This window comes from Candidatus Thiosymbion oneisti (genome assembly GCF_004359955.1).
GTDB lineage: Bacteria > Pseudomonadota > Gammaproteobacteria > Chromatiales > Chromatiaceae > Thiosymbion > Thiosymbion oneisti.
In genome coordinates, this window is sequence record NZ_SMSC01000004.1 from 83,824 (window position 1) to 105,202 (window position 21,379).

The window sequence follows — 21,379 nt, forward strand, 5'->3', positions numbered from 1 at the left end:
GTGGTTGAATTTTAGGTTGTGAAGATTGCCGGATGCTCTTCATCTCAACCGAGCCTGTCATCTCGACCGCAGGGAACTGTCATCCCGAGCGTAGCGAGGGATCTTCAAAACCAATCCACACTGAGGTCTCTCCAGTGAGGATTCATCGTCTCTCTACGATTCTCGGCCGTCCAGGCAACCAGAGGCCCCTGAGGTCGATCGATACCGCTTCGAATGGTGGCGCAACCACCTGATCGGCAGCGGCGAAGCGGTCGATCTCGAGCCAGGCCCCAGCGTCGAGTTGGTAGACCTCCAGCGTGCGTGCGACCGGATCGATCAACCACGCATACGGTACGCCATAGTGGGCGTACAGCGGCAGCTTGATCTCACGATCCCTACTCGCGGTAGAGGGAGAAAAGATCTCGCATACCCAGTCGGGAACTACCTCGAAGCGATGATCCTCCGGGGGTATCGGCATCCGCTCACGCCGCCAACCGGCCAGATCCGGCACGGTTACCTCCGCATCCCGCAGAAAGTGCACCTCCGGCTCGGTGAAGATCCACCAGCCGCCGGGGCCACCGTCACCAAAATCAAAGTAGCGACCAATGATACGGTCCAGACAATTGGCAGCGCGGCCATGTGGACCCGACGGACGCGGATGGGTGTGCAGTTGCCCATTCAGGATTTCTCCGGTCACCCCTGTGGGCAAACCCTCCAGGAGCTCATAGAGCGTCGGTTGGTTTGCTGGTTGCATGATGGTTTATCGCTTAGAGGTTGTCTAAAAACTAACCAATTGATTCTAAAGCGGTAGGCGGGGTCGAGGGACAAGACCCAGCAAACCAGACTTGCCCGTAAATGCTGGGTTTCGTTCCTCAACCCAGCCTACTCCCGACTCTGGCCTACGGCCCTTTTTTGGACAGCCTCTGAGAGTTTATCCTGTCACCGTCCAACTCATTTCCGGTTTCAGACTGTGCTGATCGACAACACAGGGATGCGCATCGACGCCTCTTAATAGCTGCTTCATTTTGGCGAGGACCTTGGAAGGATCGATGACACGCGGGAAAAGCTTCGAGTGTTTTGTGGGCTGCTCCAGGTGCAACACCACACGCAACTCGTCTTTTGCCAACGCCTTCCGGGCTATTGTTTGCTCTTGCGGATCATTGGCATTACTCCTGGCTGCGACCAGACCTGCTAGGGAATCTCGGACCTTGAGGCCGACTTCTTTCCAGATATCGTCAGATTTCGTTCTGGGGTAGGCTCGATAGTCTTTCACTTCAATCAGCCAAGTCTGTCGCTCGTCCACATACACGAAATCGACGGCCTTGGTGCCACCGAAGGCCTTCCCGAATTGATTGTGATAAAACGCCCAGCCATCGTATTTGCTTACCACAGAGCCTTTAGGAAACTCGAAGGTGAGGCGTCCTTCCATCAGCCGTTTCATCCTGGTATCCCCGCTTCAGAACATTCCGCCCATGAATCGGCGTAGGGTCCGCTATGCGGACCTTCTCATATATCAACACGGCCTAGGCACCGGCATCCATATAGCGATCGGATTGGGCCAACTCCTCGTCCAGCAGAAGCAACGTCTGTAACTCTTCGACATCATCGCCTTGCTCGACCTGGACACCCTTTTCGGTCGGCTTCAGTGCGAAATAACGTTGCCCCACCCCTTTGAACTCCTTCCCTTGAGAGAGCACCTCGAATTCACGGAGTAAAAAGAGCGAATGGGTTGCGACGAATACCTGAATGCCGTGCCGGCAGAGCTCCAGGATCGCCTTGGCGACAAGCTTGATCAATTTTGGATTCAGATTGGTTTCCGGTTCATCCCAAAACAGATACCCCTTATCGAAAAGAGAGCCGGTGCTGATCAACCGTGCCAGCATCCCCAATTTACGCAACCCCTCGGCGACGAGCGATATTTCCATTGTGCCCTGCCTGGGAATATGCAGATAGAAGCGACCGTTCTTATCCAGCACAACCTTGCCACCCATGGCCTCTTCGAGGGGGGCCAAGAGCTTCGCTATTTGTTTTTCTCTCGGCCCTCTAAGGGCCAGGGCACCTAGCAGTACGCAGGTATCCCGATAGGTCTCCTCAAACTCCAGATAGTGGTTCTCGTAAACGGAAACGAAATTGGGATAAAGGGTCAGCAATTCTCTGGTCGACAAAAACACCGGCGCGTCGGGATGCCAAGCGCTTGGCAGCTGTTCGATCTGAACCTCCGATTTACTGGAAGTGGCAAAGTCGAATCGGCAATCCAGGTCTTGATTATCGAAACGGAAACCGAGCTCACATCGTTTCCGTCCTTGCCTGCGACGCGCCAACCTCCCCAGAGACTTCGGACGCAGGACATGGACCAGCTTCTCTGCCCACGCCTTCTGTAATACCAGCTTTTGGGGCTTGTCGGTCGTCGGCTTGTTCTTGCCCCCCTCCGCACTGGCCGAGATCACGGCATAGGCCACCTTGAGGAGATGTGACTTTCCACATCCGTTCTCACCAATAATGACGTTGAGGCCAGGAGAAAACGTCAATTGCGCATTTGGAAAGACGCTCAGGTTTTTTATCGAGAATTCTTTCAACATGTCCACTACTCCTTCCGGGAATCAGTCTCCAATTCGATCCGTGTGTCTTGACGCCCTACCTACTGCGAAGCCAATGCCACCAAGTATAAGTGTTACCGGTCGGCAAACGAGCTGTTGCTCTATGATCCCCCAACACCAATGTAGATAGAAATTATGGTATTAAATGGCAATGTGCCGGAATCCAAATAGTTGTCAGGTCCTGTACATAGCGTCGAATGGGTTCTCCGCTGTGTGGATCAGTCAGTGTTAGTTTAGACAGGGTTACGACTTCTGCTTGATAGGTAGACTGCATGATCTTTGTAAGATCAACCATCTCGACCCTGCACGGTTCAGCGTGGGTCGTAAATGCAAGAGAAAGATGAAAGGCCAGAGTTTATTCATGATTGAGGTATCGGTTTCTTCTCCGGCTTCGACGTGATTTCAATATGTCAACACGTATTTGATTTATATATTATCATATTAAGCCTGCGAGAAAGCACAGAGTTCCAGGTCAATCGTGCGGGATTGTTAGTCACTTTGCACTAGTATCGGTTTCCACATTTTCCCAATCTTTTTTCTGGCGATAATCAGCTATTTTAATATTTAATGAAATGCAAAGAGGTGCTAGAGTGTAAAAGCTGACAGATAGCGCCATTCCTCAATACCGATTCAAGTCCCGGCAATCACCAAGTCGGTTTGCGAGAAGTCTCGGCCTTTGAACAGCAGTGGCTCGCCGAGAGATTTTGCGAGCGCATAGGAAAAACAATCGCCGTAGTTCAGTCCTGCCGGATGCCTCCCCTTACCAAATCGGCGAAAGGCCTGACGGGCAATGTACGCCTGGTCGGAGTCTACCGGTATGAGCACGATTGCCACCCGACTTAAAAACAGGTCGAGGTCCCTGATGCCATCGGGGCCGTAACGGGACTGGATGATGATGGAAAGCTCGACAAAACTGGCGGGCAGAGAATGCGCGCGTGTCAGCGGATTCGATGGCACGGTTGAAGGTAGGGCGTTCGGGCTCGTTCTGGAGAATCGCGAGCAGGGCCGAAACATCTATGACCATCAGCGCGGAACACCCGAGTCGTCGTATCCGAGAATCTCCCCTTCCGACCTGTCATCGAGTACGGGCAGAGAGGCACAATGCCGGGCGATGGCATCCAACTCGTTCGCCAGGCCACGGTCGGACCCTTTGCGCCGCTCTACCTCGAGCCGATCATAGCGCGCTCGGGTGACGGCCTGGGTTTTCGTCTCTTCGGTCAACTCAGCCAGGGTATTCATAAGTCGCTCGATAGCCTACAGGCCAACGTTAGGGTAAACCCCGAGGCAGACCCGCGCCGGACCGCCGTGGATAGCCGGGTTTCCCACGGCATCCAGGCGGCCCGGCGCACAGACATGGCCGCGCGGTCGCTACCCACCCAGGACCGCTTTCAGGGTGGTGCCCAGCTCGGACGGCGAGGCCGAGACATGGATGCCCGCGCTCTTCATCGCCTCGATCTTTTCCTTGGCACCGCCCTTGCCGCCAGCGATGATGGCGCCCGCATGGCCCATGCGGCGGCCCGGCGGTGCGGTCAGCCCGGCGATGAAGCCCACCGTCGGCTTCTTGGTCTTGGACTGCTTGATAAAATCCGCGGCGTCTTCCTCTGCCGTGCCCCCGATCTCGCCGATCATGATGATGGACTCGGTCTTGGGGTCCTTCAGGAACAGATCTAGGCAGTCGATGAAGTTGGTGCCGTTGACCGGATCACCGCCGATGCCGATGCAGGTAGACTGCCCCAGACCCACCACCGTGGTTTGCGCCACCGCCTCATAGGTCAGGGTCCCGGAGCGGGAGACGATACCCACACTCCCCGGCTTGTGGATGTGGCCGGGCATGATGCCGATCTTGCACTCATCGGGGGTGATGACGCCGGGGCAGTTGGGCCCCACCAGCCGGGTCTTGGAGCCGGTGAGCACCCGCTTCACCTTCACCATATCCGCCACCGGAACCCCTTCCGTGATGCAGACCACCAGCGGAATCTCGGCATCGACCGCCTCCATGATGGCGTCCGCGGCGAAGGGCGGTGGCACATAGATGACAGTGGCCGTGGCGCCGGTCTTGGCCACCGCGTCGGCCACCGTATCGAAGACCGGGAGCCCCAGGTGCTTGGTGCCTCCCTTGCCCGGGGTGACGCCGCCGACCAGCTTAGTCTTATAGGCGATCGCCTGTTCCGAATGGAAGGTGCCCTGGGCGCCGGTGAAGCCCTGACAAATGACCTTGGTATCTTTATCGACGAGAACTGACATTAGTGTGCCTCCTTCAGGGCCGCGACGACCTTCTTCGCGGCGTCGCCGAGACTGTCCGCGGATACGATGTCCAATCCGGATTTGTCGAGGATCGCCTTGCCCTTATCCACATTGGTGCCTTCCAGCCGCACCACCAGGGGCACATGGATATCGAGCTCCTTGGCCGCCGCCACGATGCCCTCGGCGATGGTGTCGCAGCGCATGATGCCGCCGAAGATGTTGACCAGGATGCCCTTTACGTTCGGATCGGAAAGGATGATCTTGAAGGCGACGGTCACCCGCTCGGCGCTGGCGCCGCCCCCAACGTCTAGGAAATTGGCCGGATCGCTGCCTTCGAGCTTGATGATGTCCATGGTCGCCATGGCCAGTCCCGCGCCGTTGACCATGCAGCCGATGGAGCCGTCCAGCTTGATGTAGTTGAGCTCGTGCTGGCTCGCCTCCAGCTCGGCCGCGTCCTCCTCGCTCTCGTCCCGCAGGTCGGCGACCTCCTTCTGGCGGAACAGGCCGTTGTTGTCGAAGTTCATCTTGGCATCCAGGGCCACCAGATCCCCCGCGCCGGTCACCACCAGCGGGTTGATCTCCACCAGGCTCGCGTCCAGCTCCGTGTAGGCCTTGTACATGCCCTGCAGAAACTTTACCGCCGAGCGGATCTGCGGACCCTCCAGGCCCAGCCCGAAGGCCAGCTTGCGGGCATGAAACGGCTGCAGGCCGACGGCCGGGTCGATGGCAACCTTGATGATCTTCTCCGGGGTCTTGGCGGCCACCTCCTCGATGTCCATACCGCCCTCGGTGGACGCCATCACGGTCACCCAGCTGGTGGCGCGGTCCAGCAACACGCTCAGATAGAGCTCGCGGGCGATGTCGCAGCCCTCCTCGATATAGACCCGCTTCACCTCCTTGCCCCCAGGTCCGGTCTGATGGGTGACCAGCTTCATCCCCAACATCTGGTTGGCGGTCTTCTTGACCTCTTCGCGGGATTTGACCACCTTCACCCCGCCGCCCTTACCACGGCCGCCGGCGTGGATCTGGGCCTTGACCACCCACACCGACCCACCCAGGTCCTGAGCGGCCACCTCCGCCTCGCTGGCCGTGAACGCGACTTGACCCCTGGGTACGGCTACGCCGAACTTGGCTAGGAGCCCTTTAGCTTGATATTCATGGATATTCATGCGTTCGTCATCCTCATGTATCCGCCCGAATGCAAAAAGGAAACCCCGGCTGTTGGCACCAGGTGTACCAGTTTCCTCCTGTCGCAAGCAGTCTGATCGGACCCAAACGGCGGTTGCGGATCGGGCGGCATCGGCTTGATGAGATTTTTCGTTTGTCGGAATCCGGGAACCCTTGCCGCGCTGCGGCAACCCCTAAAAATACCCTACCGACAGGGTTTAGCGCCAGTCCAAATCAGTCGTCGGCTCTGTTTTTTCCATATTCGATCCGACCTGGGCCGCGACGCGGCAGGGAGGCGAGCAGCGGATCGGGTCAGGCGCGCTTGGTGATGCGAACGTGGGTAACCGAGAGAAAAATGGGTTATTCCGCAAACACATCTTCCAGGGATTTGGCGTCCAATACGCGATCGGCCCACTGTTCGATGGTATTCGGGTCGGCTTCGTAGATCCGCTCACAGATTTCGGCAGGTAAGGGTCCAAAACGACGGGGAAGCAGGCGAAGCAACAGCTTGGCTTCCCCTTTCGCTTCCCCCTCCAGCAGACCTTTCCGCATACCTTGTTGCATACCTTGTTGCATGCCTTGTTGCATGCCTTGCTGTATACCTTCCTGCAAGGCTTGGTGGCGAACCGCTTTCTCAATATCCTGGGCGAATTGGGACATCATGGTTTCTTCCTCCTCCGGTCGTACCTCTCGGATAATTCTGCGCAGCGTCTGTTCATCGTAACAATAGACATAGACCAGGTACCGGACGATGGGATGAAGATCTTCGGGCGCGTTTCGGAGCGCCTCGATCAAGCGCTCCCTGATCGCCATCTGGTGTGTCTTTCTGGTAGCGTATTTCAGGGCCAAAAGCCGGGCGTGCAAGCGGCGATCTTGGGACAATTTTCGATCCGGAACCCTGCCGAGGTCCAGCACCGAAAATCGGAAATTGAGCAGATAGGGCCGCCAGCTTTCCTCGAGATCTACAAGATGCAGGAATTCGTCGGGGATCTTCCATTCATCGAGACCGTGATAAAAAACGAATGGCACGATAGCCGGGAGACGATCCCAATTGCGATGTTTCTTCTCCCACTGTTTGAGGATCTCGACCAGGTATTTGAGCAGCTGCCAGCCAACCTGGTTATCCGGCGTGCTCTTGTGCTCGATAAGCACATAAAGGAACGCGGTTCGGCCGTTGATGGTCTCTACCTTGAATAGCCGATCACTCAGGTGCCCGCGTAATTCCTCGTCCACGAATGAACTCGAAATCAACTCGGGGGGCTTGGCGGAGAGGAACTTCACCACCGCTTCCGGCAGGCGTTCCCGCAACAAGGCACCTGCGGTCTCCGGGTAGGAGAGCAGTTCCTTCATGAAGTGATCGTGGGGGTGGGGAATTCTGGTGTCGGTCAACGGCTACCTGAAATCTGTCGGGGGCGGATGACGCACCAATAATACATCAAGGCTCTTTATGGATTCCGGACAGCTAACGATCATAGAAGGGATCCCCCGGACGTTTTGGAATGCGGCCTGTCTGCCGCCAGGCAGGCGGCCACTTCCCCCCGCTGCTTACCGGAACCGACAGCGCGAGGCATAAGCCGGGGGTCGGTCAAGTGGCACCATCCTGCCGCCGCTTTGGATGTGGCGAGGTATCCGTTCTCGGCCAAGGTGTTGTGGCCAGAGGAAAGCGCCGTCGCCGCGGCGCGGGTGGAACCGAAGGGTCCGGATTCCCGGCCAACGCCGCTGGTATCCCCCGTGGCTGAGGTTCGATGCAGCCGCGCCGCTTTGCCGGCGCACTCCAAAGCAGTCCGGAATCCATAAAGAGCCATCCAAGAAATTTCCCGCTGATCCGAGGGAGTGGGCACGGGTGATCGCACAGGCACCGGGCGAAGATCGGCTGGCGACGGTGGCCGAGCGGGCTGCGTGGTCCGCTGCCGTGGTGGTAAAGGAAGGTGGCTACCCGGCAGTCCGTGAGGCACTCGCTAAGGGACGCGCCCCACCGTCTTCATCAGCTACGCCACGGCAGCCCGCGGAGGACAGGAAAGCGTAGCGCATCCCGCCCATTGCTCTGGATTCCGGCGTCCCAGCCGGAATGACAGCCTGATGTTTTGGAGTTTTTCTCGTTCCCACGCGCTGCGTGGGAATGCGGAAGCTCCGCGCCGCGGAGTGTCTCGAAGACGCTATGAGCCGTAACCGCTGCCGTTTACAAGAGAGGAGGGTTTGATTCCCGTGTTAAAGATACGGGTCACTCAGAGTTCGCGGCGGGATGCGCTACGCTTTCCCGCCCTACGGCCCTGAAGACTCAACGGAGAGTCCTGAACACTCGGTGGAGAGTCTTGAGGACTCAACGGAGAGTGTTGAACACTCAACCGAGAGTCTTGAAGACTCAACGGAGAGGTTCGGAACCTCGATGGAGAGCTTGGGTAGGGCTAGGGTCCTTAATTTTGAACCACAGAGAACACAGAGAATTGACCGGTTCCTCTTCTCGGTGTCCTCTGTGTTCTCTGTGGTTTGATTATGAACCGGTTTAAACTTGACACCCTTTGCGTCCTGTGCGCCTTTGCGGTTCAAATACCGCTCTTTATACCGCCGGAACCACCCATGGACCGATCCACCGTCTTCGTCAGCTATAGCCAGGAAAGCCAGGAGCACGCCGAGCGGGTGCAGGGGTTGGCCGCCAGCCTGGAGCGTGACGGCTGCACCTGCCATCTCGATGTCCACAAGGAGACGGACGAGGACTGGCCGACTTGGATGACCCGCCAGCTCACGAAAGCGGACACCGTTCTCTGCGTGGTGACAGCCACCTACGCACGACGCTTCCGCGACCAAGAGCTACCCGATGTGGGGCTGGGCGTCGGCTGGGAGGCCGGGCTGATCCGGCGCTTGCTCTACAAGCAAAAACTGCACAACGACCGCATCTTTCCGGTCCTCTTCGATGCCGCGGACCGGCGACATATCCCACTCGAACTCGATGGATACGACCATTTCCTGCTCGATGGACAGGATGGATACGAACTCCTGCTACGCAAGCTCCTGGGCCGTCCGCTCCACGAACGGCCCCAACCCGGCCAAGCGCCGCATCTGCCGGCCCGAACGATCGAACCCCGGTTCAAGCGGCCCGGCGGGTCCGAGTCGGTCGAGCCGGACAAGCCACAGACCGGCCCGACGTCCACTGCTTCCCTGCCCCAACGGATCGCCCATTCCCGGCTGCTGGATCTGGGCGTCGCCAGTCGCTTCGATGAGCTGGTCGGACGCGAGCAGGAGCGCCAAATCCTGGATGCTGCCTGGCAGGATCGAGACACCCAGATACTGATCTTTGTCGCCGCGGGCGGGGTGGGCAAGACCGCCCTGATTACGGATTGGGTGGTGGATATCCTCCACAACCACCGAGGGTATCGCAAAAGCCTCTCTCCCGGCCGGGAGAGGGGTTGGGGAGAGGGGGTCAAAGGGCGAGAGAGGGTCAAAGGGCGAGAGGGGGTCAAAGGGCGAAGATCGATACCTTTTGCGACACCCTCCCACCGGGAGGATTTGGATGCCTTCTTTGACTGGTCCTTCTACAGCCAGGGCACTCAGGACCAGGGCGCGGCCAACAGCGGCCCATTCCTGGACGCCGCCCTACGCCACTTCGGCGAATCCAAATTGGCCGACAGCCCAACCCCCGCCGATACCAAATCTGACCGACTGGCCGAGCGCATAGCGGAGACCCGGACCCTGCTCCTGCTCGACGGCGTCGAGCCCCTGCAGCACCCCCAGCGCGCAGGCGGGCTGGAAGGCCGGCTCAAGGATTGGGGTCTGGAACGCCTGCTCAAGCGCCTGGCCCAATTGCCTAGCGCGGGCGGTTTGTGTGTCCTCACCAGCCGACTGCCCCTGACGGACCTGAAGCGCTTCCACGGCATCAGCGTGCGGGAAGAGCGGCTCGACAATCTATCCACGCCGGCCGCTGCCCGACTCTTGCACCGGGCCGGCGCTCGCCGTGCCGCCGCCGCCGCAATCGATCCCGACGACCCGGAGCTAGTCGCAGCGGCGCGGGAGCTAAAGGGCCATGCCCTGACCGTGCAACTACTGGGGGGCTATCTCAAGTACGCCCAGCAGGGGGACATCCGCCGCCGGGACCGCTTAGACTGGCCCTCGGTCCTCGACCAGGAGCAGGAGGGCCATGCCAGCTCCCTGATGGGCGCCTACGAACGCTGGTTCGAGCAGCAAGGCGACCGCGGCCGTCGCCAACTGACTGTTTTACGGCTGCTCGGCCTCTTTGATCGCCCGGCGCGTCTGGACCTGCTGGATACCCTGCGATCCGACCCAGCCATCCCCGGTCTCACCGAGCCCCTGGCTGGACCGGATTGGGGGCCGGAGGACTGGAACCGGGTACTCATAAGTCTGGCCGAGGATCACCGGCTGATCTCACTCCAACACGCCGACAGCGGCGATATCGAACAGATCGACACCCATCCCCTGATCCGCGCTTGGTTCGCCCACCGGCTGCGGCACAGTAATAAGGCCGCCTGGATCGAGGGCCACCGGCGTCTGTACCAATCTCTATGCGACGCTACCGAATATCGGCCCGATGGTCTGGAGGGCCTGCAACCCCTGTATCAGGCCGTGGCACATGGCTGCCAGGCCGGACTGCATCAAAAGGTCCTGAACAAGGTCTACGACGAGCGCATCCTGCAGGGTACGGGAAGCGACGGCTTCTACAGCTCAAAGAAGCTCGGGGCGGTCGGCGCCGATCTGGGCGCGGTGGCCTGTTTCTTTGATCGGCTGTGGGACCGACCCTCGCCCAACCTCTCAGCCCCGGACCAGAGTTGGCTGCTTCAAGAGGCAGCTACCCGTCTACGTGCTCTGGGCCGGTTGGCCGAAGCCCTGGAGCCGATGCGAGCGGGATTGGAGATGCCTATCAAGCGGGAGGACTGGAAGAACGCCGCGATCAGCGCCTCCAATCTGAGTGGGCTGGAGCTGACACTGGGTGAGTTGGCTGCTGCCACTGCCGATGCCGAGCGGTCGGTTGGCTTCGCCGACCACAGCAAGGACGCCTTCCATCGGATGTCCAAACGCGCGACCCACGCCGATGCCCTGTATCAGGCGGGCCAAACGGACGAGGCCCGGCGCCTATTCGTCGAGGCCGAATCCATACAGGCCGAACGGCAACCGGAGTACCCCCGACTCTACTCGCTACAGGGCTTCCGCTATTGCGATCTGCTGCTGTCCGATGCCGAACGTGCCGCTTGGCGGCGGATACTGGACCCCGAGGCCCAAATCCCGGATCTTGCTGATCTACAAGATGTCTGTGATCGAGTCGCCGAGCGCGCCAAACAGACCCTCGCATGGATGGAACAGGCGGAGGCTCCGCTCCTCACCATTGCACTGGACCGGCTCAATCTGGGCCGGGCGGCGGTCTATCAGGCCCTCCTGACCACACAGATTCGGGGGCGTAAGGACCCAGCGGATTCGGCCCCATCCGCAATCCAGATCCCCCCGGCCGCTAGCGACCATCTGGACAAAGCGGTTGCCAGTCTCCGCGAATCGGGCAACATGGACTACCTTCCCCGCGGATTGCTCACACGGGCCTGGCAGCGATGGCTGACGGGCGACGGCTCCGATTCCAAGCGGGGCGCCGCGGCGGATCTGGACGAGGCCTGGGAGATCGCCGAACGCGGTCCCATGCCCCTCTACCAGGCCGATTGCCTGCTCACCCGCGTCCGGCTGTTCGGACGGCAGAACCACTACCCCTGGGACTCGGCGCGGGAGGATCTTGCCCAGGCCCGCCACCTGATCGACAAGCACGGCTACCACCGCCGCGACCGGGAGCTCGCCGATACCGAAAGCTGCCTTTGAACCTCTCTCTCTGGCTCCCACGCTCCAGCGTGGGAGCAAGTCTTGACGCTCCAGCGTCATGGGAATCCGACCATTGCGAATAAGCCCTTGGAAGGAACCCGGAAGACCGCTGGAGCGGTCGGACTGCATTCCCACGCTGGAGCGTGGGAACGAGCCACGAAAAAGACAAGCATGAAGGTTCGTGTCCTTATTAGAACCACGGAATTAGAACCACGGATAGACACGGATAAACACAGATTGTGATCCGTGTTTATCCGTGTCTATCCGTGGTTCTTTTTCTGGCTCCCATGCTCCAGTGGGAACGAGTGCAGAACGCAGAGAATTGGCCTGTGCCCTTCTCTGTGTTCTCTGCGTCCTCTGTGGCTCGATTGCCCGTAAAAGCTGGGTTGGGATGTTGGGCACGGCGCGATATAGGCCGTCGGCTCGATTGCCGGCCAGTAGTGCGCGCCTTTGCCCAACCTACGGCTTGAACCTTAACCACCAGCCTGCGGGGGAGCGGCAATGGGCACCGCCGTCTTCATGATTTCTATGACAAAGGGGTCTGAATGGCGTGCGGAAAAAGGCCTGATTGTCAAATCGATCTTCTGCTCCCCGAGGATGTCTTTGATTTCCACCAGGGCTGTGATCTTGTCGGAAAAGGTCAGCTTGTCACTGAAGACAAGCAGGTCGATGTCCCCACCTCTCAGGGCGTCATCCGCGCGGGAACCATACAGGTAAATCTCACAGTGGCCATCGAGTTGCGAGAGCACATTGAAAATGGTGCCCCGTTCTTGGGTGGAAAGTCTCACAGCAGCTTTGCAATCTCCAAAATAGTCGGCGCTAACGAAACCAGTTCTTGATAAAGCATATCCACGTCATCCGTTGCATATTCATGAGCCGCCACGTTTCTTAACGCGCGAATGCGCTTCCACGTCTCGGCAGAGCCGATATGGCCGGATTTTTCACCAAGGTTCAGCGTATCGACAAGCGATCCGCGAAAGCCGGGATCGGCCTCCAAACACAGGATGCGCAAATAACGGGACACAAATATATCGGAAGTTCGCGCAAACCGACTGGAGAAGCTTTCCAGGGTCTCCAATTCCGCTTCCGACCATTCGTGGCCATCAAATTTGAAGTGCCTGACTTTTTGGTAGCTGTAGTCAAGGTGTCCAAGAGATTTTTTCAAATCCTGAACCACCTGACCCTTCAAGCTCACGGATACCAAGGTATCTACCCCTTGAAAATGCAGATTTAGAGACTGTCTAAAAACTAACCTATTGATTTTCTACTGGCATTGATTTTCGGCTGGCTCCCCAGGCTCCAGCGTGGGAGCAAACTGGTCCCGACGGAGGAGGGATCTGACGCTCCAGCGTCGATTAAGCGCCTCGGTCAGCTAACCGCCAACGCCGATCAGCACGGAGGAGCTGAGTCCGCTATAGAGCGGACAAGACGGCGTTCCCACGCTGGAGCGTGGGAACGAGCGCGAAATTTACAGATTTTATGCCTTAAAATCAGTATCTTAATTTTTAGACAGCCTCTTAACTTAATAGCATTGGGGCTGGCAGGTCGCAAGGATGGCGCTCCGACCGCTTAAGTCCCGTGCCCGCGGGAAAACGGCAGGTAAAGGTGCTGCCCTGTCCCGGCTCGCTCTCGATGGTCAGCCGCGCATCATGGCGATTCAGCACGTGCTTGACGATCGCCAGACCCAACCCGGTCCCTCCCGAGGTCCGGGAGCGCGCCTTGTCGACCCGGTAGAAACGTTCGGTCAGGCGCGGAACATGCTCCCGCGCAATCCCCTCCCCATCGTCCTTGACGGCAAACAGGGGTCCGTCCTCGTCCTCCCGCCAGGTGATCCAAATCCGGCTCTCCGATGGTGTGTGCTGGATGGCATTGAACACCAGGTTGGAAAGGGCGCTGCGCAGCTCGAGCCGGTTCCCTTTCAGGAGCAGATCCGGGGCAATGTCTACGGTCAGCTCATGTCCGCCCGCGTCCAGCAGCCGGGCCTCATCGAGAATCAGGCGCAGCGTTTCCGGTACGTCTACCGGCTCCGACTGGGTTGCAGCCTCTTCCATCTCCAACCGTGAGAGGGTAAGCAGGTCCTCGACGATGGAGCGCATACGCTCGGCCTGGCTGCTCATCAGCTGCAGTGGCCGCCGGTGATGCTCGGGCGTGCGCGGGGAATCCATCAGGTTCTCCAGAAAGCCGGAGATCACCGTCAGCGGTGTTCGCAACTCGTGGGAGGCATTGGCCACGAAGTCGCGGCGGATCAGATTGAGGTGAAAGACCTTGGTGATATCACGGCCGACGACGAGCCGCTGTCGCTTGCGCTCGCCGAAGGGCGTGATGCGCACCGAGAGGGTGATGGCGCGATTGTGCTCCGGTGCCAGCTCGATGGGCCGCAAATACTCGTCGGCGACCAGGAACTCCCCGAGCAAATCGTGGTGGAGGCTCTCCGTCAGGTAACTGCCCTCGTCCTGGGGCCAGTGAACATTCATCAGCTCGGCGGCCATCGGATTCGCCCATTCGATACGTCGGTGCCGGTCGAGGATGACCAGGGCGTCCGGCACCGAGATCGCCGCCTCGCGAAAGCGCCGGATGAAACGGACCTGACGCTTGCGGCGTTTGCGCCCGCTCTGCTGGTGCTGGGCAACGGAGCGGTAGATCACCCCCCAGAGACCGCGGGGAAAGGGTGGAACCATCCGATAGCGGCGGCGGATGAGCAGGGTCAGATGACCCAGGTAATAGAGGTTGCGCCCGAGATAGGGCAGGATCGCCAGGAGCACCGCCAGGGCCAGGTCGAGGCCCAGCCAGGGTAGGAACAAGGCCACGGCCAGGGAGACCAGGAGAAATAAGACCTCGAACAGAAGGGATTCGAGCATGTCAGATCCAAGACGGTGCGCAGGCGGCGTGCCGGCGCGGAGCGGGACGAGCGCGGGCGGTTCCGCGGTGTGGTGGAAGCGACCGGCTCGCTTTTCCCATATCAATCCGATCCGGGCAATCCGATCCGGGCTGTCCCGTGGCCGGCGGTCGGCTCCGGCGATGCGGTTTGTCCGATGGCCTAGAGCCACGAATGGACACGAATAAATACGAATCCTAGTCGTTCAGCCCCCCGCTGTTTTACCATCCATGGCACTGGATTCCGGCACTCCCTGCCGGAATGACGAGGTGGGGGCTGGATGGTTACCACGAATCGTGATTCGTGTTTATTTGCGGCAAAAGATCATTTCCATGGGAGTGCACCACCGCGCGCGTGGGCCCGCCAAGTTGATCTTAAGCAACGGAAGAGTGAGCCGCGACGAACCCCTCGCCCGCGGCCGGTATGCCGCGGGTTCATATCCTGTGAGAGAAGCGGTAGCCCACACCGCGCACGGTCTGCAACATGTAATCGTGTTTAGTGGGCTCGAGGGCTTTGCGCAGGCGGCGAACATGGACATCCACGGTGCGCTCCTCCACGTAGACCTGATTGCCCCACACCTGATCGAGGAGCTGCGGGCGGCTGAATGCCCGGTCCGCATGGGTCATGAGGAAGTGCAGGAGCCGATACTCCGTAGGGGCGACATCGACACGCTTGCCGTCGGCGCTGACCCGATGGCTGATATTATCGATGTACAGGCCGGCGATCTCGATCTGATCGGCCCGTTCTCCCGGCCTGGCCCGCCGCAGCACGGCATTGACCCGGGCGACCAACTCCCGCGGGGAGAATGGTTTGGTGATGTAATCGTCCACCCCCGTGTCCAGCCCCCTGACGCGATCCTCCTCTTCACCCCGGGCGCTGACCATGATGATGGGGATGGCGCAGGTTGCGGCACTCTGTTTGAGCTGCCGCGCCAGCTCCAACCCGGAGCGCCCCGGCAACATCCAGTCGAGCAGCATCAGGTCGGGGTCTTCGGACCCCAGGAGCTTGCGGGCCTCCTCGGCATGGCCGGCCTCGTGCACGCGAAAGTCCGCTCCTTCCAGGGCAAATCGAAACACTTCTCGGATATCGGGTTCATCATCGACAACCAGGATACTCGCCATAGCTGAAAATCCCCATGTGGGAGAAAGACGTCAAACTGTAATCGTTCGGCCCCACCGCGTCATTCCGGCAGAGATTACCGGGACCCAGCCCGCGTAGGGCGGATAAGCTTGCGCCATCCGCCGGATGCCAGCCACTCAGTCGAGTGGCGGCCAGGTTTCCTCCTGCGTCGGGACGGGGCCTGACCCGCCCTACGGGCTGCCACCTGCGGCCATCCGGCGGGTGACGGCGCGCCCACCGCCGCGGCAATCGCGGCGCCTGGCGCACGCGCCTGACCCGCCCTACGGGCTAGTTTATTGCCGGGAAGTTAACGAAAGATTACCGAGCGCCTGCTTGAAGCCTGCCGCGAGCCCAGCGCGCGGTGCGGGATCGCTCACAGAGGCAATCCAGATCGCCGCCAGGGAGAGCAGAAAGCCGGGCAGGAGCTCGTAGACATCGAACAGGCCACCCTCGATCTGCTGCCACACCACCACCGTGATGCCGCCGGTGATGATACCTGCCAGTGCGCCCCGACGGGTCATGCGCGGCCAGTAGAGGGAGAGGATAACCACCGGGCCGAAGGCAGCGCCGAAGCCGGCCCAAGCGTAGCCCACCAGATCCAGGACCATGGTCTCCGGGTCCAGGGCCATGATGAAGGCCAGGCCCGCAAGTATCACGACCGATCCGCGGCCGATCGCCACCAGCTCCCGCGGCCCCGCCTCGGGCCGCAACCGGGCACGGTAAAGGTCTTCGGTGAAGGCCGAGGACGAGACCAACAGCTGTGAGTCCGCCGTGCTCATGATCGCCGCCAGGATGGCGGCGAGACAGATGCCGGCGAGCACCGGATGGAACAACAGGTTCACCAGCTCGATGAAGACCCTTTCGCGGTCGTCCGCGGTCAGCGGTGCATCCAGCACCAGGACCCCGGCAAGTCCGGCGAGGATGGCACCGGTGAGGGTAATGGTGACCCATGAGACGGCGATGCGTCGCGCCTTTCCTACGTCGGCGACGACTCCGATGGCCTGAAAGCGCGCCAGGATGTGGGGCTGACCGAAATAGCCGAGACCCCAAGCGGCGAGCGACAGGATTCCGAGCAGGCCCAGGGCCGTGCCATCTGCTTCGGTAAAGAGTTTGAACAGGTCCGGATTGACCGCTTCGATGCGCGTAAGACCAGGTCCCAGCCCACCGGCGTTGCCGAAGGCCATCACCGGGACGGCCACGAGGGCCGCGGCCATGAGTAGCCCCTGCAGGACATCGGTCCAGGAAACGGCGAGAAAGCCGCCCACCGCGGTGTACAGCAGGATGACCGAGGCCCCGGCCGCGACCGCCCACAGGTAGGGCAGGCCGAACACGGACGCGAACAGCTTGCCCCCCGCCACCAGCCCGGAGCCCGTGTAGATCAGGAAGAACAACAGGATAAAAAAGGCGCTGATTCCGCGTAACCAGCCGTCCTCGTCACCAAAGCGGTTGGCCAGGAATTCCGGCAGGGTAAGGGCGTTGCCGTAGGCCTCGCTGAAGACACGCAGGCGCTTTGCCAGCAAGAGCCAGTTGAGCCAGGTGCCCAACAACAGGCCCCCCGCCAACCAGAGGGATTGAACCCCCGTGGCATAGGCCAGGCCCGGGAGACCGAGCAGCAACCACCCGCTCATATCGGAGGCACCGGCGCTCAGGGCCGCGGTGCCGCCGCCCAGCCGCCGCCCGCCGAGGATGAAGTCGGTCAGATTCGCGGTCCGCCGAAAGGCATACCAGCCGATGACCAGGACCAACATAAAGTAGGCGCCAAAGGTGAGGGCGATGACAACTGGGTCCGGTTTCATCGTTGCTTGACCTCATTCCTACTTTGTCACCTTGAAGTCCAACTCATCGATTCCGGGCTGGGGCCTGTTGACATTCGATTCTGACCGACTGTTTTCATATACTACTACGCTGCTTCACCTTAACTTTCAGGTCGAGTAGGGAATGGCCTCCGTGCCGTTCCGCAGGCCGTTCGGAACGCCACAGAGGGCGTTCCCTACGAACATGCAGAATAGTTTGAAATGATGTACTACCAAGCCAGGGCAAAATCTTTCGGTCGGAAGGCGTCGTCATTGAGCAGGGTGACCAGCTCCTCGCGACCCATGGTCAGTACGAACAGCCCTTGGCGATAGGCATATCGGTCCGCCTCCTCTTCGATGGCCAGTGCGGCGACCGCCCCGAAGCGGCGATAGTCCCGGTATTCGGGGAAGAACTTCGGAAATGTCTTCAGATCCTCGATCAGTGCGCGTACGTCGTCTACCCGCAGGGTGCTCTTGACCTCCACCACCACCAGGGCCTCACCGTTCACCAGCAGCAGATCGAGCTCCATCTCCTCCCCGCCTTGGCGTGCCCGCACCCGTTCCAGGGTGCGGTTGACAGGGATCCCGCGGGCTTGGAACAACTCTGCCGCCCCCGGCCGCACCAGGGCTTCGAGCAACCGGCCCCACTTGCCGATGAAGAGATTTTCGGCCGCCCGGGTCTGGGCGGAAAGGGCCGCGATTTCCCGCTCCGTGGCCTCGAAACGCCGGTCGAGACGGCGGTCGGTCTCTTCGAAGCGCTGGTCGAGGCGGCGGTCGGTTTCCCGAAAACGCTGGTCGGTCTCTTCGAAGCGTTGGTCGGTCTCCCGGAAACGTCGGTCGGTCTCTTCGAAGCGTTGATCGAGGCGCCGGTCGGTTTCCCGGAACAGCGCCCAGATGGATTCGACGGTTTGTTCTATCTCGAGTCGAGTCATGGTTCTACACCCAGGGGCCTATCAATTGGAGCAATCTATCGGGAGCAGCCTTGAGTGGCAAGCCTTCTTCATTGCAAGTTTGCTGTGCTCTAGTGAGTGAATCCGACTGCTTGCGCCATTTGCTTGGCGGTGACCGTGCGCTCATCGGCATTGAAGTGAAAGGTGAGCATGGCAATTTGTGTTTGGCTGAGTGATAGACGCCGCAACGCGGCGGCGTACTGGTCAGCCGAGGGTGCAACAGCGGCACTGCGTGTTTCTTTGTTGCTCATGGTAAGGTCACATTGTTGGGTTTCGGGCACTTTACCGTCAGTGGTCATGGTGCTCCTATCATAGGTATAGTCTAAAGATCACGGGAACGGGCTTCCATTGGGGAGGGGAAAAAGGTGACAGAAGACAACCATGTGCGGCGCCGGCCTGTCTATCAGGGCAAGATCGTCGACTTGGGCCTGGAGACTATCGATTTACCCAACGGCGAGGCGGCGGAGCTGGAGATCGTCAGACACCCCGGCGGCGCGGCCGTGGTGGCCGTGGATCACCAGGACCGAGTCTGCCTGTTGCGCCAATACCGGCACGCGGCCGACGGTTGGCTCTGGGAGCTGCCGGCCGGGAAGCTGGAGCCGGACGAGCCCCCCCTCGGCACTGCTCGACGCGAGCTCTCCGAGGAGGCCGGGGTGGAAGCGGAACGATGGACCGAGCTGGGTACTCTGCACAGCTCGCCGGGGGTCCTGACCGAGATTATCCACCTCTACCTGGCCGGCGGCCTGCGGCGGGCTGCCCACCACCACGAGACCCACGAGGTCATCGAGATCCACTGGCTGCCTTTCAGGCAGGTCCTGGATTGGTGCCTCGACGGCACCGTCACCGATGCCAAGACCCTGATCGGCCTGTTCCGTGCCCAGGCGTTGCACGGGAAAACGGGCCGATCCGGGAACGGATGAGTCGGCCGCAAATAAAGGCAACGGGATCAAAAACCGCTGCTTGGGTTGCCCAATCCAAGGTCGTCGAGATCGCGCTGCAACTGGCCTGGGATAGGGGAACGGAGGTATACTTGCCGTCTTCGCTAAGAGGCATGATTTTATGAAAAAACCTTATGTAGGTCTGCTTGCTGGTGTTCTGGCATTTGGGATGGGCGCAGTACCGCTCGACCCTTTGGTAACGGATGTCGAAGCCAAACGGTTTGGAGGAGGATTTGGACGTAGCTCGTTTCGATCCGGGAAAGGTGGGAGATTTAAACCTTTCTCTATTTCAAGCTCGTCGAAAGCCAGGAGGACTGGTAAGCCGAAAAGGGGCATAAAAACCGAAAGACCCAGGGGGACTGGTAAGCCGAAAGGGAACATAAGAACCGAAAAACCTAAGGGGACCGGTAAGCCGAAAGGGAACATAAGAACCGAAAACCCCAGGGGGACTGGTAAGCCGAAAGGGAGCATAAAAACCGGTGGTAGAAAAGGAAGAATTGCTACGAGTGGACAAAGCGTAAGGACAAAGGCGGCGATTAATGCAAAACGGATGCGCGATAAATTCAAGAAAAAGCCTTCACCGGTTGTTTCCGGTCGAGCGGGTAAAGCTCCGACGATCGGAGGGCAACGTCATGCAACGATTGATAAAACCTATGGTGATAATCCGATTTATCGACGTGCTCGTAAAACCGATAGGGGAAGCTATTGGAAGCGTCGTGAGCAGTTCTATGGTAGGAATTATGAGCCACCGGCTTATGTATACAACATGGCGTCTTCATATGGTCTATTCGGGACGATCTTCCTTGCTGGTTTATTGAATAATGTTTCAAATGCGGGGGCATTTGCTCATCACCATCAAAATGATCCGGGTTATCAGGCGTGGCGTAGAGAAGCGGATGAGTTAGCCAAACAGAATGAAGATTTGCGTAACAAACTCGTCGCAATGGATGCCGAGGCTGCTAAACTCGATGGGACACCTGTTGATCCGGCTTATTTGCCAAAGGGTGTCGATCCTGATATTGTTTTGGCATCGGGTGTCCGTGCTGCAACATTGCCTCAGCTAAGGGTTTGTGTCGGGTCGCAATCAGGGGCTTATTATCGGGTGACTGAGCAGGGCCTTGGTTTGAGTCTTGGTGATACGGTCAATGTCGTACCAGTGGAGACGGTTGGATCGAACCAGGCACTTGAATTCCTTGTTGATGGAAAGTGTGATAGTGCATGGATCCAGAGAGATAGCTACTGGAATTACATCGAGGCGACAAAAACTAACAACCTGCCGTTTGTACGTGTTGTTTCACCTTACAAAGAGGCTGTTCATTTGATCTGTCATGCGTCTGGTCCAAGTAAAATCAGTAGGCTTACCGAAGATCACAAAGTCTGGTTTCCAAAAAAGTCCGGTGCAGCGGAGACCTGGAAGAATTTTATCGGTGAGGATGCCGGCTATGGGGAAGTCCAAACTGTTTTGAATACTCCCTCGATGGCAGTCGCCTCGAATAAAGAGGCATTATTGAAGGTGACTGATGCCAAGTCCTGCATGATGTATGTCGCAGCTCCGGGAGAGACCGGGTTTATGAAAGTGGTCGAGGAGATGGCTGTAACCAGGAATCTTGTTATGATTGATGTCAGTGATGGCGATCTTGAAAATACGACTGATCCGGCTGGTGAAGATGTGTACGAGTACAAGGAGATCGATTCATCTGTGTACCCGAGTCTTGCACGTCAGAATGGAGTGGTTTTTGGGAGTGGTGACATTGATACGCTATACGTGAGGGCCGATTTTGTCATCGCCAATGCATGGAAGGATGCAAATCCTGAGCTTTATCCATCACTTGCCTTTGATATTGCCTCGCTCGAGGATGAGATCAGAACGGTAGTGGGTCAGTAACTCGTCCAGGGAGAAGTTGTTGAA

At 59.2% G+C, this 21,379-nt stretch carries 21 protein-coding genes; 6 read left to right on the forward strand and 15 right to left on the reverse strand.

Annotation, left to right across the window (positions count from 1 at the left end; translation table 11 throughout):
- Nucleotides 1-142 precede the first annotated feature (142 nt).
- From E1958_RS03215 to E1958_RS03250, 8 genes are all read right to left on the reverse strand, one after another.
- A complete protein-coding gene (locus E1958_RS03215; RefSeq protein WP_133510582.1) occupies nucleotides 143-733 on the reverse strand; it encodes a Uma2 family endonuclease in 591 nt (196 codons plus the stop codon).
- 177 nt (nucleotides 734-910) lie between these two features.
- Nucleotides 911-1,420 (reverse strand): hypothetical protein, encoded by a 510-nt coding sequence (locus E1958_RS03220; protein ID WP_133510583.1) that lies wholly within the window; start codon nucleotides 1,418-1,420, stop codon nucleotides 911-913.
- Nucleotides 1,421-1,502: 82 nt separating this feature from the next.
- The gene (locus tag E1958_RS03225; protein WP_133510584.1) at nucleotides 1,503-2,558 is read right to left on the reverse strand and encodes an AAA family ATPase; all 1,056 of its coding nucleotides are present in this window, start codon (nucleotides 2,556-2,558) and stop codon (nucleotides 1,503-1,505) included.
- Nucleotides 2,559-3,206: 648 nt separating this feature from the next.
- Nucleotides 3,207-3,533: a type II toxin-antitoxin system VapC family toxin gene (locus E1958_RS03230; protein WP_243725229.1), complete on the reverse strand. Its 327-nt coding sequence runs from the start codon at nucleotides 3,531-3,533 to the stop codon at nucleotides 3,207-3,209.
- Nucleotides 3,534-3,599: 66 nt separating this feature from the next.
- Entirely contained in the window at nucleotides 3,600-3,815 is a 216-nt protein-coding gene (locus E1958_RS03235) for a type II toxin-antitoxin system VapB family antitoxin (protein ID WP_133510585.1), read from the reverse strand.
- A gap of 129 nt (nucleotides 3,816-3,944) precedes the next feature.
- Complete coding sequence (gene sucD / locus E1958_RS03240) at nucleotides 3,945-4,820, reverse strand: succinate--CoA ligase subunit alpha (RefSeq protein ID WP_133510586.1); 876 nt, start codon at nucleotides 4,818-4,820, stop codon at nucleotides 3,945-3,947.
- Entirely contained in the window at nucleotides 4,820-5,989 is a 1,170-nt protein-coding gene (sucC, locus tag E1958_RS03245; protein WP_133510587.1) for an ADP-forming succinate--CoA ligase subunit beta, read from the reverse strand. Before sucC ends, sucD begins: the two co-directional genes overlap by 1 nt.
- 358 nt (nucleotides 5,990-6,347) lie before the next feature.
- The gene (locus tag E1958_RS03250) at nucleotides 6,348-7,376 is read right to left on the reverse strand and encodes an Rpn family recombination-promoting nuclease/putative transposase (RefSeq protein ID WP_165741525.1); all 1,029 of its coding nucleotides are present in this window, start codon (nucleotides 7,374-7,376) and stop codon (nucleotides 6,348-6,350) included.
- Between the two features lie 454 nt (nucleotides 7,377-7,830).
- Between E1958_RS03250 and E1958_RS03255 the strand changes: the two genes are divergently transcribed.
- From E1958_RS03255 to E1958_RS20755, 3 genes are all read left to right on the forward strand, one after another.
- On the forward strand, nucleotides 7,831-8,013 hold the full coding sequence (locus tag E1958_RS03255; protein WP_133510589.1) for a hypothetical protein: 183 nt from the start codon (nucleotides 7,831-7,833) through the stop codon (nucleotides 8,011-8,013).
- Nucleotides 8,014-8,229: 216 nt separating this feature from the next.
- Nucleotides 8,230-8,478: a hypothetical protein gene (locus tag E1958_RS03260; RefSeq protein ID WP_133510590.1), complete on the forward strand. Its 249-nt coding sequence runs from the start codon at nucleotides 8,230-8,232 to the stop codon at nucleotides 8,476-8,478.
- Between the two features lie 86 nt (nucleotides 8,479-8,564).
- Nucleotides 8,565-11,795, forward strand: coding sequence for a toll/interleukin-1 receptor domain-containing protein (locus E1958_RS20755; RefSeq protein WP_207787949.1), 3,231 nt, complete (start codon nucleotides 8,565-8,567; stop codon nucleotides 11,793-11,795).
- A 473-nt stretch (nucleotides 11,796-12,268) separates the two neighbouring features.
- Here E1958_RS20755 and E1958_RS03270 read toward each other — a convergent pair whose 3' ends face one another.
- From E1958_RS03270 to phoR, 3 genes are all read right to left on the reverse strand, one after another.
- The gene (locus E1958_RS03270; RefSeq protein ID WP_133510591.1) at nucleotides 12,269-12,583 is read right to left on the reverse strand and encodes a nucleotidyltransferase domain-containing protein; all 315 of its coding nucleotides are present in this window, start codon (nucleotides 12,581-12,583) and stop codon (nucleotides 12,269-12,271) included.
- Nucleotides 12,580-12,990 carry a ribonuclease HepT family protein gene (locus E1958_RS03275; protein ID WP_133510592.1) on the reverse strand — a complete coding sequence of 137 codons (411 nt, stop codon included), beginning with the start codon at nucleotides 12,988-12,990 and terminating at the stop codon, nucleotides 12,580-12,582. The genes E1958_RS03270 and E1958_RS03275 overlap by 4 nt, the downstream gene beginning before the upstream one ends.
- A gap of 322 nt (nucleotides 12,991-13,312) precedes the next feature.
- Nucleotides 13,313-14,653, reverse strand: coding sequence for a phosphate regulon sensor histidine kinase PhoR (gene phoR / locus E1958_RS03280; RefSeq protein ID WP_133510593.1), 1,341 nt, complete (start codon nucleotides 14,651-14,653; stop codon nucleotides 13,313-13,315).
- Nucleotides 14,654-14,668: 15 nt separating this feature from the next.
- Here phoR and E1958_RS20090 point away from each other — a divergent pair, with 15 nt between their 5' ends.
- Nucleotides 14,669-14,836: a hypothetical protein gene (locus E1958_RS20090; protein WP_166664583.1), complete on the forward strand. Its 168-nt coding sequence runs from the start codon at nucleotides 14,669-14,671 to the stop codon at nucleotides 14,834-14,836.
- A 268-nt stretch (nucleotides 14,837-15,104) separates the two neighbouring features.
- Here E1958_RS20090 and phoB read toward each other — a convergent pair whose 3' ends face one another.
- The 4 genes from phoB to E1958_RS03300 all read right to left on the reverse strand — a co-directional run bounded on the left by phoB (nucleotide 15,105) and on the right by E1958_RS03300 (nucleotide 18,831).
- On the reverse strand, nucleotides 15,105-15,791 hold the full coding sequence (phoB, locus tag E1958_RS03285) for a phosphate regulon transcriptional regulator PhoB (RefSeq protein ID WP_133510594.1): 687 nt from the start codon (nucleotides 15,789-15,791) through the stop codon (nucleotides 15,105-15,107).
- A 291-nt stretch (nucleotides 15,792-16,082) separates the two neighbouring features.
- The gene (gene putP / locus E1958_RS03290; RefSeq protein ID WP_133510595.1) at nucleotides 16,083-17,585 is read right to left on the reverse strand and encodes a sodium/proline symporter PutP; all 1,503 of its coding nucleotides are present in this window, start codon (nucleotides 17,583-17,585) and stop codon (nucleotides 16,083-16,085) included.
- Between the two features lie 227 nt (nucleotides 17,586-17,812).
- Nucleotides 17,813-18,514, reverse strand: a complete 702-nt coding sequence (locus E1958_RS03295) for a hypothetical protein (protein ID WP_207787576.1) — start codon at nucleotides 18,512-18,514, stop codon at nucleotides 17,813-17,815.
- Nucleotides 18,515-18,603: 89 nt separating this feature from the next.
- The gene (locus E1958_RS03300) at nucleotides 18,604-18,831 is read right to left on the reverse strand and encodes a hypothetical protein (RefSeq protein WP_133510596.1); all 228 of its coding nucleotides are present in this window, start codon (nucleotides 18,829-18,831) and stop codon (nucleotides 18,604-18,606) included.
- Nucleotides 18,832-18,897: 66 nt separating this feature from the next.
- Between E1958_RS03300 and E1958_RS03305 the strand changes: the two genes are divergently transcribed.
- Together E1958_RS03305 and E1958_RS03310 are read left to right on the forward strand one after the other, a co-directional pair.
- Nucleotides 18,898-19,452, forward strand: coding sequence for an NUDIX hydrolase (locus tag E1958_RS03305; protein WP_133510597.1), 555 nt, complete (start codon nucleotides 18,898-18,900; stop codon nucleotides 19,450-19,452).
- A 139-nt stretch (nucleotides 19,453-19,591) separates the two neighbouring features.
- A complete protein-coding gene (locus E1958_RS03310) occupies nucleotides 19,592-21,355 on the forward strand; it encodes a TAXI family TRAP transporter solute-binding subunit (protein ID WP_133510598.1) in 1,764 nt (587 codons plus the stop codon).
- The last annotated feature ends 24 nt before the right edge of the window (nucleotides 21,356-21,379 follow it).

Coding starts and splice junctions, on each gene's coding strand:
- phoB (WP_133510594.1), bottom strand. CDS start 15,791: ATGGCGAGTATCCTGGTTGTCGATGATGAACCCGATATCCGAGAAGTG.
- E1958_RS03310 (WP_133510598.1), top strand. CDS start 19,592: ATGAAAAAACCTTATGTAGGTCTGCTTGCTGGTGTTCTGGCATTTGGG.
- putP (WP_133510595.1), bottom strand. CDS start 17,585: ATGAAACCGGACCCAGTTGTCATCGCCCTCACCTTTGGCGCCTACTTT.
- E1958_RS03215 (WP_133510582.1), bottom strand. CDS start 733: ATGCAACCAGCAAACCAACCGACGCTCTATGAGCTCCTGGAGGGTTTG.
- E1958_RS03300 (WP_133510596.1), bottom strand. CDS start 18,831: ATGACCACTGACGGTAAAGTGCCCGAAACCCAACAATGTGACCTTACC.
- E1958_RS03235 (WP_133510585.1), bottom strand. CDS start 3,815: ATGAATACCCTGGCTGAGTTGACCGAAGAGACGAAAACCCAGGCCGTC.
- E1958_RS03225 (WP_133510584.1), bottom strand. CDS start 2,558: ATGTTGAAAGAATTCTCGATAAAAAACCTGAGCGTCTTTCCAAATGCG.
- sucD (WP_133510586.1), bottom strand. CDS start 4,820: ATGTCAGTTCTCGTCGATAAAGATACCAAGGTCATTTGTCAGGGCTTC.
- phoR (WP_133510593.1), bottom strand. CDS start 14,653: ATGCTCGAATCCCTTCTGTTCGAGGTCTTATTTCTCCTGGTCTCCCTG.
- E1958_RS20755 (WP_207787949.1), top strand. CDS start 8,565: ATGGACCGATCCACCGTCTTCGTCAGCTATAGCCAGGAAAGCCAGGAG.
- E1958_RS03295 (WP_207787576.1), bottom strand. CDS start 18,514: ATGACTCGACTCGAGATAGAACAAACCGTCGAATCCATCTGGGCGCTG.
- E1958_RS03260 (WP_133510590.1), top strand. CDS start 8,230: ATGCGCTACGCTTTCCCGCCCTACGGCCCTGAAGACTCAACGGAGAGT.
- sucC (WP_133510587.1), bottom strand. CDS start 5,989: ATGAATATCCATGAATATCAAGCTAAAGGGCTCCTAGCCAAGTTCGGC.
- E1958_RS03220 (WP_133510583.1), bottom strand. CDS start 1,420: ATGAAACGGCTGATGGAAGGACGCCTCACCTTCGAGTTTCCTAAAGGC.